We start from the raw sequence: 14,792 nt of genomic DNA, 5'->3' as shown, positions 1-14,792 counted from the left end.
TTATGGGAAATTGGATTGCTGTGCGTAGCGCCGGGTTTATCTGATCTCCAGGACCATTCCGTCGAAGCCAGGCTCGACAGATTCCGGCAGCTCCCTCTTCAGGGTCTCATAGTCCAGATCCACGTGCATATTGGTCAGCACGGCTGCACGGGGTTTCAGTTCCGCAATCCAGTCCAGTGCTTTCGCGACATTGGCGTGGGTTGGATGGTCGGTGTAGCGCAGCGCATCGATGACCAAGGTGTCCAGCCCCATCAGCGCGGTTTTCGTGCGTTCGGGCAGGCCACTTACATCATTACAATAAGCGAAATCATTGATCCTGAAACCAAGGCAGCGGATACGGCCGTGCTCCATGTCGACCGGCAACATGGAAATATTGCCGCCTGCTCCGGAAATCTGGAAAGGCGTATACGCTGAAATATCTGGCTGAAGATCAAGTATCGGCGGATATCCCCCCATGCCTTCAAAGCAATAATCAAATCGTTTTGTAAGGATTTCGCGCGTCGCGGCATTCATGAATGTTGGCAGCGCGGCGCGTTGGCGGATAACCAGCGGCCGGACATCATCTATTCCGTGCACTTGGTCCGCATGCTCGTGCGTGTAAACAAGCGCGTCCAGTTTGGTGACGCCAGCATCCAGAAGCTGCTCACGCAGGTCCGGCGAAGTGTCGATCAGAACAGACGTCACGCCACCGTACTCGTCCTCTTTTTCGACCAGTACGCTGCAGCGCCGGCGGCGGTTTTTTGGCTCGGCCGGATCGCACACCCCCCAATCCCCCCCAACTCGCGGCACGCCGCCTGAAGAGCCTGTGCCGAGCAGCGTGCAGCGAAATCCTGCAGTCATTGCTTGGAGACCTTGTCAAACAGCCGAACGGCATTCTCATCCGTAATCTGTTTGACTTCATCAACGGGAAGTTCTTTTAGATCCGCGAGTGCTTCCGCCACATGCGTCAGATAGGCGGGCTCATTGCGTCTCCCTCGCATTGGAACGGGCGCCAGATAAGGGCAATCCGTCTCAAGAATAATTCTGTCCATTGGGACGTCTGCGATGACGGCCCGAACGTCTCGCGCACTCTTGAATGAGAGAATTCCGGACACAGACACATAGGCGCCTAATGCCAATGCTCGCTGAGCAAGGGCCGCTCCACCTGTGTAGCAATGCAGCAACGGCTGGAACGCTCCCTTCTTGTACTCGTCTTCGAGTATGTCTGCCATCAATTCGTCGGCTTCACGCGTGTGAAGGATCAGGGGTAGACCGGTGTCGCGTGCTGCAGAAATATGTTTGCGCAGACAGATCACCTGATCTTGCTCAGCGCTGTACCCGTAATGAAAGTCGAGGCCCGTTTCACCAATGGCGACAACTTCCGGATTTGATGCGGCGTGTTTGAGCGCCTCCACTGTCAGGTCCGGAAAGTCCTTTGCGTGATGCGGATGTACGCCTGCAGAGCACCAGATGTCTTTATGGGAACGGGCGATGGCGAGAACGGATTCAAAATTGTCGAACCGATCACAAATCGCCAGAAACTTCGTTACCCCGGCAGCGCGGGCGCGCTCAAGCACTTCTTCCAGATCTTCAGAGAAAGGCTCGCCGTGCAAATTGACGTGTGTATCAAACATGGACTCGATCTGCTAACGGCCGGGTGCTGACAAAAGACCGGAAATGAGTTTTGCTGCGGCCTGCTCGGGATCCATGTTTAGCTCATCGACTTCTCCGGCCAACTTCACGGTGTTGAGCCAGACCCGGGACTTCTGAGGTGCCTCTGTCGCGTCTTCTGCGAGTCTCGACAGAACCTCATCCCTGAAAGCCGCGAATGCTGTTTGATCCGTGCCAGCCGCCTGTATGGCTCGCGTTACGAGTGCATCATTTGGCCTTGGCATGGATGTCATAAGTGTGCGGGCGGCGTTGGTGGCGATGCGGCAGGTTTCCGAGGCGCGTTCTACCGCCAGCCCGGGACGCCCGTGCCGGATTGCCGAAACATCTTCCTCGTAGCCCTGAAGCTTCAGAACTTCGGCCATCTCTTCCTTGTTCAGAGTGTGCAGCCGGAGCGTGCGACAGCGCGAACGGATCGTTGGGAGTACAGGCCGGGATCCGTGATTGATCAGAAACATGATTGCCGCTTTGGGCGGCTCTTCCAGCGTCTTCAGTATTGCGTTGGCAGAGTTCCGATTCAGTTCATCCAGTGAATCCACAATGCCGACCCGCCAGCCTCCCAACGCCGGCCGGTAGGTGAAAAACTCATTGAAGGTACGGATCTGCTCGATTGAGATGTCCTGCTTCAGCTTGCCTTTGTCATTTAGTTCCCGCGTCAGTATCCGCAGATCCGGATGGCCGCCGGACAGGCATCGCGACATGACCGGATCATCCGTGGGGGCATCGAAGGGCGCGTCGGCTGGTCCGCGAGCGCCAAGTAACCAGGCGGCACAGCGCATGGCGAATTGCGCTTTTCCGATACCAGAAGGCCCTTCAATCATCCAGGCGTGGTGCATGCGGCCACTGGCGGCTGCTGCTTCAAACGTCCGTTCGGCGTCTTTGTGACCAATCAGAGGAAGCGCGGCCGTCATGCGCTTGCCTCCTGATCTACGCCCAGTCGGACTTCAATCTCTTGCCAGGCGTGTTCCGAGACTTCTTCCGCTGTCCTTGAGGCATCCAGCAAAACACAACGATCTGGTTCGTTGTGAGCAATATCTAGAAATGCCTGCCTCACAGCCTCGTGGAATGTTTTGTCCCTGAGTTCAAAAGCATCCGCTGTTCCGCCACGTTCAGCCCGCCGCCTGGCTGCCTGTTCCACAGGCGCATCCAGCACGAGCGTGAGATCTGGCCGAGTTTCGCCCAGCACGGCGTTTTCCAGCATCGTCAGTATGGCTGGCCCAACTCCGCTTTGGACGCTTTGATAAACGCGGGTGGAGTCGGCGAAGCGGTCACACAGGACCCATTGTCCAGCATCCAGTGCGGGCCTTATCTTTTTCTCCAGATGATCCGTTCGCGCCGCATTCATGAGAAGGGCTTCGGCCATCGAAGACCAGGTCTGATCTCCCGGCGGATGCAGCACAAGGTTCCGGATTGTTTCGGCGAGGTCTGTGCCGCCCGGCTCCCGCGTCTGCACGACAGACCGGCCTGCCGCCTCCAGCTTCTCCCGCAACGCGGTGAGCAATGTGGATTTGCCGGTGCCTTCACCGCCCTCCAGCGTTATGAAGCGTCCCCGGGTCACGGCTGGCTTTCACCGCCCCCAAGCATCTGGCTGAGGCCTTCAATTGCGCGTCCGAAGAAACCAAGCTTGCTGACATTCGCATCTGCGATGATGGGTGCCTCGACGGGTTGTTGCCCTTCAATAGTCACAACCAGCCGGCCCAGCTCATCGCCCTTTTTGATCGGAGCTTCCACAGGCCCCGGAAGAACAATCTCGGCTTTTGCCTTTTCCATGCTGGCCTTATAGCCGGCGACGCGCAGGTCACCCGCAAGCTTTACCGGAACATTTTGTGTTTCCCCGAGCCATACAGGCACATCCGGCAGATCGACGGTCTCCGGTGTCAGCGTCTTCAAGTCAAAACTGCTGAAGGCAATCCGCATCAGACGTTCGCCTTCGGAGGCCCGCGCCGCCATTGAGGGCAACCCATTGATCACAACAGTTCTTCGAACACCGTCGCGAACTGCAGAGGCAGTCAGGCCGTAACCGGAAACTTCAAGATGGCCTGTCTTCACGCCATCAGCGCCGGAAACCTCAAGCAAGGGGTTCCGGTTGGCCTGTGTGAAGTCACGCCATGAGTAAGAGGGCAATGAGTACCAAGCATAGTATTCCGGATAATTATCGATCGTCAGCTTGGCCAGCTTTGCCAGATCTTCGGCGGAGATGACATGCCCGACAGCTTCAAGACCCGTCGCGTTGAGAAAGTTTGCGGAATTCAGCCCAAGCTCATGTGCGAGATCAGTCATCCGGCGGGCAAAGGCTTCTTCCGATCCGGAGATGTTTTCAGCCAGCACAATACACGCATCATTGCCGGACATGATGATAATGCCGTGCAGAAGCTCCTCGACCGTTGGCGTGTCACCGGGCGCGAGTCCCATGGTCGAAGTGCCTGACGGAAATCCACCTTTGCGCCAGGCATTTTCGCTGACCGTGAATTTGTCACTCATGGAAAGTTCGCCGCGCCGGACCATTTCGAAGACCGTATAGGCCGTCATCATCTTGGTCATGGAAGCAGGGACCATGGGTTCCTGGCCGGCCTTGGAAAACAGGATCGCACCGGTTTCATGATCCATGATGACGGCGTGGGTCGCCGGCGTATCCATCATCTGAGCATTGGCGGCACCGACGATGCCGGACAGGGCAAAAGCTGCCGCGGCGACTGTGTTTCTGGCGATCTTCGGCAAGTTCATCAAAAGGGCCTCCAACATTCTGTTCGGAGGCCGGAAGTAAATCCGGCCCAGTTTCCGATTAAACAGGAAAAAGGGCCGGTTTGTGGTCTGGGTCAATGGCGCGGCGTGCGGTTATTCGCCTGTAACAATGCGTCCTTGCGCAATTCCGACATAGGAGAGGTCTTGCCGGGCACGTTCGGCTTCTGAACGGCTCGACAGCGGTCCGACACGGACGCGGAAATAGTCCGCGCCATTCACGCGCGCAGGAACAATTGTGACCGGAAGTGAGGCTTGCACCCGATTGCTCAGCGTTTGCGCGTTCGAAATGTCCGTAAAGGAGCCGATCTGGACAAAGTAATCGCCCGACGGTTCCGCAACCGGCTGAGGGGTGTAGGTGTAGCTGGGCCGAGCCGTGCGCTGAGGTTCCGCCTGTGCGGATTGGTAGGCAACCGGCGTCATGAAGTCGTTGGTCGCGGCCAGCTGCGTTTCAGCTTCAGCCGGAAGCGTTTCAGCTTGAGCATATTCCAATTCCTGCTGAGCCGGTGCGGGCGCTGCAACGACAGGCGCAGCCCCCAGATAGCGAACTCTGAGCGTAGCCTTCCCTGCCCCGTTCATGCCGAGCTCATCGGCGGCGCGGGGAGAAACCTGAAGCGAAGCGCCATCTTCAAACGGACCGCGATCATTTACCCGAAGGACGACCTCTTTTCCGGTCTCGGTATTCACAACCTGAATCAGGCTCGGTAGAGGCAATGTCGGGTGAGCGGCCGTCATGGCGTCTGGTGCAAAGGTTTCACCATTGGCCGTCGGCAGGCCGTTGAATTCGTTGCCATATACAATCGCCACGGCAGTCTCATCAAAAACCGGTACCGGTTCGGCAGAAACGGAATACGCTGCGGCTGGTGTCAGCTGGCGAGGCCCCTGCTGAAATTGCTGGGGCGCAGGAGCAGGAACCGGCTGGATCTGAACAGGTGCAGGCGCCGGCGCAGCAACTTCCTGCAGGCTCGGCAAGGCTTCGCTTTCGATTGCAGAGATGGAGCGCTCGGCTTCGATACGGGCTGCTGCAGCGCGGGCGTCGAAACTGTTGCCTGCCGACACGGGCTGGTTGGAATAGTTCGGGGACGGGGCCTTAATGCTCGCATATTCACGAGCCGCCCCCTGCTCTGCCGGTTGGGTTTGCGGCTGAGGCGAAACGGGTGAACCAGGATACCGGAACTGTATCCGGGCCTGTTTCTTCGCGGAAGCATCTGCAGACCGGCTTGGCTCAATATACTGCGGCTTCCCGGCTGGATAAGGTGATGTGCCAGTCGCGTAAACGATCGGAGCCGGGTTCCGGCGATCAGCATGTGCGGGTGCCACCACAGAAATTGCGACTGCGCCAGCCATGACCAGCGACGTCAGGTGCAGAGATTTCGAAGCGGAAGAAACGGTCTTCAAGGTTCACCTCATTCTGAGCTGCGGGTCATTTGATGACCCTTTGGGACGGCTTTTCTGCCCTCCAGCGAACCCTCTGTAGCATAGTGTGGTGCAGGCCTTATGAACCTCACCTGAAGGATCCGGAGATTACGGTTACCGGTTGTTTACATCTTTTCAAGCCGCGCTCTTGCCGGATCCCGGAAACACAGGTGAAGAGATAGAACATCAATCAGAGCGAGCGAAGACCGCTATCGGCACCACCAGGGGGAGTGAACGGAATGCAGCAAAGACTTGGAAAAGGCCCCCTGCTCGATGCGCGCGGCCGTTTGGTTGAGCGTGGTTGGGCCACCGAGGAAGTTCGCCAATATGAGAGGTCCGCCATCCGGGCGCATGGCCTCCGGATCAAGGAATGGGACTATTACTGTATCCTCACACCGGAATTCGGTCTTGCCCTCACCGTTGCTGATAATAGCTATCTTGGTTTCCTCGGCACGTCCTGGATGGATCTCAAGAGCGGGACAGCAGTGAATGATGGTGCGGTGATCCCTTTTCCGATGGGCCGGATGGACCTGCCCGAGTCTGCCGATAGCGGTGACATCGTCCAGAACCACAAAGACATGTCGCTGAGCTTTCTGCACGAGCCAGGCGGACGCCGCCTGATTGTGGATGCGCCGCGCTTTGATGGCGGCCGCGGCCTGAAGGGAGAATTGTGGCTGGCGCAGCCTCAGATGGACCGCATGGTCATTGCCACGCCCTTCGCCAATGCGCCCAAGGCATTCTACTACAATCAAAAGATCAACTGTCTGCCTGCCACCGGAGAAATCAGGATCGGTAGCGAGGTTCACCAATTCTCGCCGAGCGCCGCCTTCGGGGTCCTGGACTGGGGGCGAGGCGTGTGGACCTACAGTAATGTCTGGTACTGGGGATCAGCCTCCGGCATGTGCGGGGAACGCTGCGTCGGCTTCAATATCGGTTACGGCTTCGGTGATACGTCTGCGGCGTCCGAAAACATGGTGTTTGTGGACGGCAAGGCGCACAAGCTGGACCAGGTGACGTTCCTCATGCCGAACGGTCCTCCGGATTCGGCGCCTTGGCGCTTCACCAGTAATGATGGCCGGTTCGAGCTACACTTCGAGCCGATCGTCAATCGCCATCACACGACAGACCTCGGCCTGTTCAAGACATCTCAGGACCAGGTGTTCGGCTTGTTTTCCGGCGACGTGAAACTGGACGATGGCTCAACACTGAAGATCGACGCCCTGCCCGGTTTTGCGGAAGAAGTGCGGAACCGCTGGTAACGCGAAACAGCTGGTTCCTGGAACAAATCTGTTCTGCTGGCGGAGGAGGAGGGATTCGAACCCCCGGAACCCGTAAAGGCTCAACGGTTTTCAAGACCGCCGCATTCAACCACTCTGCCACTCCTCCGCAGCAAACGGCTGTTTTCACGATCCGGGCCCGGCAGGCAAGCCCTGATATGCGCTCACCTGTCCGGCTCTCTTTGCGGAAGGTCTGGCCAATCCGTCCGGAGTGTCCGAAAGTTCCCGGGAAAACGATAAGACTTCCGGAGGAAAGAGCCCATGCTTGAGGGCATCAAGGTCATTGAATACGCGACTTATATGGCGGCACCGGGGGCGGGATCCATCCTATGCGATTGGGGCGCCGACGTTGTCAAAGTCGAACCCCCCGGTGGTGACCCGATCCGTATCTTCTTCCGCACACTCGGCACGGATATTCAGGACAATCCCGTTTTCGACTTCGACAATCGCGGCAAGAAATCCATCGCGATCGACACGTCAAAGCCCGAGGGGCAGAAGCTTCTCCGCAAAATGGTGGAAGAAGCGGACGTCTTTCTGACCAATGTGCGCCCCGGCGGACTTGAGCGGTCTGGGCTCAGCTACGAAGAACTCAGCAAGATCAATCCGAAGCTCGTCTATTGCTCGCTCACTGGCTACGGCCTCGAAGGCCCGGACGCTGACCGGCCAGGCTTTGACGTTGCCAGCTTCTGGAGCCGCACAGGCGTTGGCGCCCTGACGGTCCCAAAAGGGCAAGAACCCTTCCCGCTCCGCACAGCCTTTGGTGATCACACGACCTCCATGGCCACCGCTGCTGGTATCTGCGCAGCACTGGTCGAAGCGACCCGGACCGGCAAGGGGCGCCTGGTGGAATCGTCCCTGTTCCGGGCGGGGCTCTATGCCCTCGGCTCCGATTTCGCGATCCAGCTCTTCTTCAACCGGGTCGCCTCGACGAAGAGCCGGCATGAGCAGAACGTGCCGATGACCAATTTCTTCAAAACGAAGGACAACAGCTGGATCTGTATCGTTCAGCGTCAGGGGGACGTGGACTGGGTTCCAATGTGCAAGGTGATCGGACGCGAAGACTTGATGGAAGATCCGCGTTTTACAAGCTCCAAGGCCCGAAGGAAGAATGGCGCCGAACTCGTCGACATCATTGATGCGGGCTTTGCAAAATTCACCAAGGAGGAAATCTCCGCCCGCCTTGATGAGCAATCGATTGCCTGGGCACCGGTTCAGACCCTCGCTGAAGTCGCGGAAGACCCTCAGATAAAGGCCGCTGGCGCAATCGTCGACGTGCCGAGCAGCAAGGGTGATGGTTCCACCTTTCCTTCGCCAGCTTCTCCAGTGCGTTTCCCGGGTGCCGATGACGGCCCGAAAGGACCGTCACCGAAACTGGGAGAACATACGCGCGCTGTGCTCGAAGACCTCGGCTTGAAAGCCAGCGACATCGATACGCTCTATGGCGATGGGGTGGTGAAGTAGCCCCTATTGGCCTTTGAAGTCCGGCGTCCGCTTCTCGAGGATGGCGTTGACGCCTTCCATGTGATCGTCGGTCTCGTGCATCAGGGCCTGAGCAGCAGCCGACATTTCCATGATTGTGTCATAGGAGGTTGTCGCGCCCTGGCGCATCAGTGTCTTGGCGAGGCGCAAAGCCTGTGGCGGCTGGCCAGCGATCCGTTTGGCGAGTGCCATGGCTTCGTCCATCAACGAATCTGCCGGAACCACTTGGGAAACAAGGCCCCACTCGCAAGCGGTCTGAGCATCGATAACATCCCCGGTGAACAGCAATTGCGCCGCCCGCGACGATCCGATCAGGCGCGGAAGCAGCCAGGCGCCGCCATCACCAGGGATCAGGCCGAGCTTCAGGAAGGTCACGCCCATCTTGGCTTTCTCGGATGCGATACGAATGTCAGCCATGCAGGCGACGTCACAGCCGAGGCCGATCGCCGGGCCATTGATCGCGGAAATCAGCGGCACTTCCAGATTGTAGAGCGACCGGACGATCACGTGAATATTCCGGCGGTAGCCTTCGCGGATGTCATGCGGCTTTCCGCCAAACGCACCGGTCTTGTTCTGCATCGCCTTCACATCGCCGCCAGCAGAAAAAGCGCGGCCAGCGCCTGTGAGAATGGCGCAGCGGATTTCGGGATCAGCCGTGATCTCCGCACAAGCCGCAGCAATCGCCTTTCCATCGCCATCCTGGCCGAGCGCATTCATCGCGTCCGGCCGGTTGAGTGTCATGACGACGATTGGACCCTGTTTTTCGAGTGTGATGACCGACATCCGGTTTGCCTCCAATTATGCTGGCAGGAGAACTGACAGGCCCTGCCCGGCTTGTCCATGTCCGTGCGTGCGGTGATTTCGTCTCAGACGGTGATGTCTGCGCGAAAGCGTGTTCCCGGCGCAGGGGGATCGTTCTGACCGCCCGCGAAACACTGCGCCTTAGACATCCATTCCTCTGCGACAGGACCTGAGACATGCAAGGCGGTGTCTTTGATATTCCGGGTTTGTGTGACGACCTGACAGAACTCGGTTGCACGGCCTTCAATACGGTCTTTCCCGTTGTCTTCTCCATACGTCCAGGTGTCACCGGAAGGCGCGGTCAGGCTGATGAAAGGCATCTGCCCGGGAGGCGTCTGGTTGCGAACCTGATAGGTCCAGCCATAGGTGTTCACACCGAGCACAACGATATTGCGGATCCGGTCCTCATCGACTCGTTCCGCTCCCAATACGTCATAGATTTCCTGTCCGTGTGCCCAGGTTTCCATCAGACGGGCCGTGATAGAGGATCTGGCGCTCATCGATGGGCCAGCCCATTTCAGGCGGGCTTTCGGATCGGCCTTCTCGAAGACCTCTGCGGTTGCCTGGGCCTGGTCCCACCAGGCGGAAAGCAATTCGCGTCCTGAAACACCTCCGACATGCGCCTGCTCCCGATCGCGCATGCCTTCGTTCGCGACGGCTGTCAGTTCAGCTTCCAGTCGCGCTTCGTCTGCGAGTTGGAGCTCTGCCATCCAGTTCCAGAAGTGGAGGTGCCGGAGTACATCATCCACTTTCCAGCCTTTGAACTGGGTCACTCTGCCGAAGTCTGCGTCCGGCCGATTGACCAGCAGACCATAAAGCGCGCGGCTTTCTGCGAGGAAGTCGCCTGCCTGTTCCATTCATTCCTCCCGTCTCTCACCCATAATTGGCGAGGTCGGCAGGAATTGCCACACTTCCCCGGCGCTAACCTTCGATGGCTTTTATCATGTCGACGCGTGTTCCGTGACGTCCGCCTTCGAACTCGGCGGTCAGGAACGCATCCACAATGTCCAGCGCGAGGCCTTCGCCGATTACGCGGGCACCAAGGGAGAGCATATTGGCATCATTATGCTGGCGGATCATTCTGGCCGAGAACGTATCGCTGCAAACACCGCAGCGGATGCCCTTCACCTTGTTGGCCGCCATCATGATGCCCTGCCCGGTGCCGCAGACGATGATACCGAGCTGGCACTCGCCGGAGGCCACTTTCTGAGCTGCAGCTTCGCCATGAATTGGATAGTGGGTGCTTTCTGACGTCATCGGCCCGATGTCGATCACGTCCCAGCCCCGGGCCGCGACATGCGCCGCAATGGTCTTGCGAAGCTCGATGTCTGCGTGGTCGCTCGACACAACGATCCGTTTATTGGTGCTCATCGCGCCTACCCTATTCCCACTCGATCGTACCGGGCGGCTTGGATGTCACGTCGTAGACAACGCGATTGACGCCTTTGACCTCATTGATGATCCGCGTGGCGACGCGGCCAAGAAAATCGTGCTCGAATGGATAATAATCCGCTGTCATACCATCTGTTGACGTGACAGCCCGCAGCGCGAGGACGGCTTCGTAGGTCCGCTCGTCACCCATGACGCCAACCGTGTTCACCGGCAGCAGGACGCTGAAGGCCTGCCAGATTTCATTGTAGAGCCCGGCCTTCCGGATCTCCTCGATATAGATCGCATCGGCCTTGCGGAGCGTGTCGGCCTTCTCGCGTGTAATTTCACCCGGGATACGGATGGCAAGGCCAGGCCCCGGGAATGGGTGGCGGTCGACGAAAGCGTCGGTCAGGGCAAGTTCGCGGCCAAGCGCCCGCACTTCATCCTTGAATAGCTCACGAAGCGGCTCGACCAGTTTCATGTTCATACGCTCAGGCAGGCCGCCGACATTATGGTGGCTCTTGATCGTCACACTGGGCCCGCCAAGGGCGGAGACGCTTTCGATCACGTCGGGATAGAGCGTGCCCTGCGCCAGGAAATCCGCACCGCCAATCTTCTTTGCCTCGTCTTCGAACACATCGATGAAGAGGCCACCGATGATCTTCCGTTTGCGTTCCGGATCGGTGACGCCTTCGAGCTTGCCAAGGAAGAGCTCCGAAGCGTCCACATGGACGAGCGGAATATTGTAGTGTTCGCGGAACAGGTTCACGACCTGGTCGCTTTCCCCTGCTCGCATCAGGCCGTGGTCGACATAAACGCAAGTCAGCTGGTCGCCGATGGCTTCGTGGATCAGAACCGCCGCGACGGAGGAATCAACGCCGCCGGAGAGTCCGCAGATCACGCGACCGTCTCCGACTTGTTCGCGGATTTTCTGGATGGCTTCGGCGCGATACGCCGCCATTGTCCAGTCGCCCTTCAATCCGGCGACCCCGTGCGTGAAATTGCGGAGCAATTGGCGGCCGTGCGTGGTGTGCACGACTTCCGGATGGAACTGGGTTCCGTAGAAATGGCGCTCAGGATCCGCGATGATGGCGTAGGGCGCGCCGGGGGATTTTGCGATGACACCGAAACCGGATGCCATTTCGGCGACGTGGTCGCCATGGCTCATCCAGACCTGCTCATGATCACCGGCGTGGAACAGACCTTCGAGGATCGGGTCATCGACGACTTTCTCGATGAAAGCCCGGCCGAATTCGCGGCTGGTGCCGCTTTCGACTTTGCCGCCCAGCTGTTCCATCATGACCTGCTGGCCATAACAGATGCCGAGGACCGGAACACCAAGGGTGAAAACGGCATCGTCTGCGCGGGGGCTGTTGTCCCAGGTGACGCTGGACGGCCCGCCGGAGAGGATAATCGCTTGCGGGCTATAGTCTGCCAGAAAGGCGGCATCGACCTTGTTGAAGGGATGGATTTCGCAATAGACGCCGCTCTCGCGAAGACGCCGGGCGATCAGCTGAGTCACCTGGCTTCCAAAGTCGACGATAAGGGCGCGTTCGTGTCTCTGGTCAGTCATGGCGCCGCTTAGCCGAGGATGAGGGATTCGTCCATATCAAGATGCGGCTGCGGCGCCGCAGGCGCTTGACCCTGCTGGCGGACCGGCATTTGCTGCCATCATGACAAGCACGCTTCCCTTGGAAACCCGCAAACAAGCCGCTTTCGAACATGCGCGCGCTGGCCGGTTTGACGACGCCGCGACGCTTCTGCTGTCCGTGCTGAACGAGACGCCGAAAGACATTGGGACGCTGCTCTTGCTGGGCGATGTGCAGCACGCTGCCGGACGGACGCAGGACGCAAGCCGGGCCTATTCGGGCGCGCTTCAGGCCATTCAGCTATCCGGCGGTCAGGTCGCGCCGGGATTTCAGCAAGGCGTTCAAAGGGCACAGGCCCGTCTCGGCGAGTATGCGCAGGGTTATGAGGCCTTCATCGAAGGCGAACTTCCGAAAGCACAGCGGACAAAACGCTTCGACCAGTCTGTGGACATCCTTTTGGGGAAGTCCGGCATCTATCTCCAGCAACCGACCAAGTATTATTTTCCCGGCCTGCCGCAGATCCAGTTCTACGACACGGTGGACTTCGACTGGGTGCCGGGCCTTGAGGCAAAGACGCCGGAGATTAAAAACGAACTCATGGGCGTTCTGTCTGATCATCAGGCTTTCCGGCCCTATCTGGAGCGGGCCGATAGCCAGCCGAATGTGAAAAGCCACAAACTGGTCGGCAATGACGACTGGAGCGCCTTTTACCTCTGGAAAGACGGTGAGCGGGTTGAGGAGAACTGCGCGCGCTGTCCGGTCACGGCGGCCGCGTTTGAGAACATTCCGCTGGACCGCCTTCCCGGTCAGGCACCGTCAGTCCTGTTTTCGCTTCTCAAACCCGGCGCGCATATTCCGCCGCATCACGGGCTGATCAATACGCGCCTGATCTGCCATCTTCCGGTTCTGGTACCGGGGCCTGCCTGGCTGCGGGTCGGCAGTGAGACTCGCCAATGGCAGGAAGGAAAAGTCTGTATCTTCGACGACAGCGTCGAACATGAAGCGAAGAATGAGGCGAGCGAGACCCGCGTCGTTCTCCTGTTCGACATCTGGCGCCCGGAACTGACCCTCGAAGAACGCGAGGAAGTGACCAAATTCCTCGGCGCTATCTCCACCTATTCCGGCGAGAAAATCGTCAGCGGAAACTAGGCCTTCCTGAGCACCGCAAAGAAGAAGCCGTCCGTTTCCGCCCGGCGCGGTGTGAGGCGGACACTGCCAGAAGGCCCGCGGTAATTCCGCACCATGGCAGCGCCGTCATCGGTCAACAGGCCGGAGGCGATTGCCGCTTCTGCCGCGTCTTCCTCGGTGAACTCCGGATGGGCGGCGAGGAATTCCGAAACACGGTCTTCATCCTCTTCCATCAGGAAGCTGCAGGTTGCGTAGACCAGACGCCCGCCCGGCTTCACAAAGGTCGACGCCATGGCGAGGATGTCAGTCTGCTCCTGCTGGCGCTTGGCCAGCTGGCCCGGTTTCAGACGCCATTTGGCGTCCGGACGGCGGCGCCACGTCCCCGTCCCGGTGCACGGCGCGTCAACGAAGACGAGGTCCATCTGGCCCGTCAGGTCTTCAAGCTGGGTCGGTTCCGACGGATGGACGAGCTGGACATTGTGCGCGCCGGAGCGTTTCAGGCGCGGGATCAGCGCCGAGAGGCGGCGCCCGTCGATGTCATAGGCGAAGATCTGCCCCTTCCCCTGCATCTGGGCCGCCAGCGCGAGCGTCTTGCCGCCACCGCCGGCGCAATAGTCCAGCACCTGCTCACCGGGCTGGGCGTTGGCCGCCGCCGCCGCGATCTGGGAGCCGGCGTCCTGCACTTCGACCCAGCCCTTGGAATAGGCCGGGATGCTTTCGAGGCTCGCCTCGCGCTGCGACGGATCGCGGGCGGGAATGTGATAGGCATTGTGAAGCAGCTTCGAGGGCTCGGCCTTTGCGCTCTTCAGCGGCGCAGCGGCCTTTTCGGCGTCCACTTTCAGCGTGTTGACCCGCAAGTCGACATCGGCGCGGACGGCCATCGCCTGCGCTTCAACAGCCGCTTCTTCTCCGAAGACGCGCGCGAGGTGCGGTGCCAGCCATTCAGGATAGTCGCCCTGAACGTGCGGCGGGGCGGTCGGGTCTGGCGCCATGACAAGGCGTTCGCGCTCCTGCAGGGTCAGCTTGGAGGGCGCATGTTCCTCGTCCATCGCTGCGTCAATCTCGCGGATGTTCCAGCCCCAGGCATGGGCCAGCGCGCCGAGGATCAGGCCGCGGGGGCTGTCGTCCCCCATCGCGTGGGCGATGGAGTTTCGCTTGCGCAGCGCGTCCAGAACGAGCCCGGAGACCCAGGCGCGGTCCTTGGCGCCGGCATAGCGGGCGCGTTTGCCCCAGTCGCGGGCCGCCGATTTGACCGGCTGATGACGGGTCAGGACGTCTGAAAGTACGTCGATGGCTGCCGCGATACGTCCGCCGTTGCGCATGATTTTGGTGCTCCTTTTGGGGA

14 protein-coding genes and 1 tRNA gene are annotated in these 14,792 nt (G+C 59.4%); 3 read left to right on the top strand and 12 right to left on the bottom strand.

All coding sequences use genetic code 11. The features are described from left to right. Positions 1 to 36: 36 nt before the first annotated feature. From HJA_RS12345 to HJA_RS18085, 6 genes are all read right to left on the bottom strand, one after another. Positions 37 to 840: an MBL fold metallo-hydrolase gene (locus HJA_RS12345; protein WP_035582684.1), complete on the bottom strand. Its 804-nt coding sequence runs from the start codon at positions 838 to 840 to the stop codon at positions 37 to 39. Then, on the bottom strand, positions 837 to 1,613 hold the full coding sequence (locus HJA_RS12340; RefSeq protein WP_035582683.1) for a TatD family hydrolase: 777 nt from the start codon (positions 1,611 to 1,613) through the stop codon (positions 837 to 839). The genes HJA_RS12345 and HJA_RS12340 overlap by 4 nt, the downstream gene beginning before the upstream one ends. Positions 1,614 to 1,625: 12 nt before the next feature. Continuing rightward, the gene (locus HJA_RS12335; protein WP_051597645.1) at positions 1,626 to 2,558 is read right to left on the bottom strand and encodes a hypothetical protein; all 933 of its coding nucleotides are present in this window, start codon (positions 2,556 to 2,558) and stop codon (positions 1,626 to 1,628) included. Continuing rightward, the gene (gene tmk / locus HJA_RS12330; RefSeq protein ID WP_035582681.1) at positions 2,555 to 3,205 is read right to left on the bottom strand and encodes a dTMP kinase; all 651 of its coding nucleotides are present in this window, start codon (positions 3,203 to 3,205) and stop codon (positions 2,555 to 2,557) included. The genes HJA_RS12335 and tmk overlap by 4 nt, the downstream gene beginning before the upstream one ends. Next, positions 3,202 to 4,371 (bottom strand): D-alanyl-D-alanine carboxypeptidase family protein, encoded by a 1,170-nt coding sequence (locus HJA_RS12325; protein WP_035582811.1) that lies wholly within the window; start codon positions 4,369 to 4,371, stop codon positions 3,202 to 3,204. The genes tmk and HJA_RS12325 overlap by 4 nt, the downstream gene beginning before the upstream one ends. Positions 4,372 to 4,482: 111 nt before the next feature. Next, positions 4,483 to 5,784 (bottom strand): septal ring lytic transglycosylase RlpA family protein, encoded by a 1,302-nt coding sequence (locus tag HJA_RS18085; protein ID WP_051597644.1) that lies wholly within the window; start codon positions 5,782 to 5,784, stop codon positions 4,483 to 4,485. Between the two features lie 257 nt (positions 5,785 to 6,041). Here HJA_RS18085 and HJA_RS12315 point away from each other — a divergent pair, with 257 nt between their 5' ends. Beyond that, positions 6,042 to 7,061 (top strand): DUF2804 domain-containing protein, encoded by a 1,020-nt coding sequence (locus tag HJA_RS12315; protein WP_035582679.1) that lies wholly within the window; start codon positions 6,042 to 6,044, stop codon positions 7,059 to 7,061. Positions 7,062 to 7,098: 37 nt separating this feature from the next. Here HJA_RS12315 and HJA_RS12310 read toward each other — a convergent pair. After that, positions 7,099 to 7,188 (bottom strand) — tRNA-Ser (locus HJA_RS12310). 152 nt (positions 7,189 to 7,340) lie between these two features. On the opposite strand from HJA_RS12310, the gene HJA_RS12305 reads away from it, so the two are divergent. Then, positions 7,341 to 8,540, top strand: coding sequence for a CaiB/BaiF CoA transferase family protein (locus tag HJA_RS12305; RefSeq protein ID WP_035582677.1), 1,200 nt, complete (start codon positions 7,341 to 7,343; stop codon positions 8,538 to 8,540). A 3-nt stretch (positions 8,541 to 8,543) separates the two neighbouring features. Here HJA_RS12305 and HJA_RS12300 read toward each other — a convergent pair whose 3' ends face one another. From HJA_RS12300 to guaA, 4 genes are all read right to left on the bottom strand, one after another. Then, the gene (locus tag HJA_RS12300; protein WP_035582675.1) at positions 8,544 to 9,341 is read right to left on the bottom strand and encodes a crotonase/enoyl-CoA hydratase family protein; all 798 of its coding nucleotides are present in this window, start codon (positions 9,339 to 9,341) and stop codon (positions 8,544 to 8,546) included. A gap of 83 nt (positions 9,342 to 9,424) precedes the next feature. Next, positions 9,425 to 10,216 carry a TIGR03084 family metal-binding protein gene (locus HJA_RS12295; protein WP_035582673.1) on the bottom strand — a complete coding sequence of 264 codons (792 nt, stop codon included), beginning with the start codon at positions 10,214 to 10,216 and terminating at the stop codon, positions 9,425 to 9,427. A gap of 64 nt (positions 10,217 to 10,280) precedes the next feature. Then, entirely contained in the window at positions 10,281 to 10,730 is a 450-nt protein-coding gene (gene rpiB / locus HJA_RS12290; RefSeq protein ID WP_035582669.1) for a ribose 5-phosphate isomerase B, read from the bottom strand. Positions 10,731 to 10,740: 10 nt separating this feature from the next. Next, on the bottom strand, positions 10,741 to 12,303 hold the full coding sequence (gene guaA, locus HJA_RS12285) for a glutamine-hydrolyzing GMP synthase (RefSeq protein ID WP_035582667.1): 1,563 nt from the start codon (positions 12,301 to 12,303) through the stop codon (positions 10,741 to 10,743). A 100-nt stretch (positions 12,304 to 12,403) separates the two neighbouring features. Between guaA and HJA_RS12280 the strand changes: the two genes are divergently transcribed. Further along, on the top strand, positions 12,404 to 13,468 hold the full coding sequence (locus tag HJA_RS12280; RefSeq protein WP_051597643.1) for an aspartyl/asparaginyl beta-hydroxylase domain-containing protein: 1,065 nt from the start codon (positions 12,404 to 12,406) through the stop codon (positions 13,466 to 13,468). On the opposite strand, the gene HJA_RS12275 is transcribed toward HJA_RS12280, so the two are convergent. Then, positions 13,465 to 14,769, bottom strand: coding sequence for an RsmB/NOP family class I SAM-dependent RNA methyltransferase (locus HJA_RS12275; RefSeq protein WP_035582665.1), 1,305 nt, complete (start codon positions 14,767 to 14,769; stop codon positions 13,465 to 13,467). The two genes, HJA_RS12280 and HJA_RS12275, sit on opposite strands and share 4 nt — an antisense overlap. Positions 14,770 to 14,792: the final 23 nt, after the last annotated feature.

It is taken from the genome of Hyphomonas jannaschiana VP2, assembly GCF_000685215.1.
Classification (GTDB): Bacteria; Pseudomonadota; Alphaproteobacteria; order Caulobacterales; family Hyphomonadaceae; genus Hyphomonas; species Hyphomonas jannaschiana.
The sequence above is the reverse complement of the archived record's forward strand: the minus strand, read 5'-3'. Positions and strand labels throughout refer to the sequence as shown.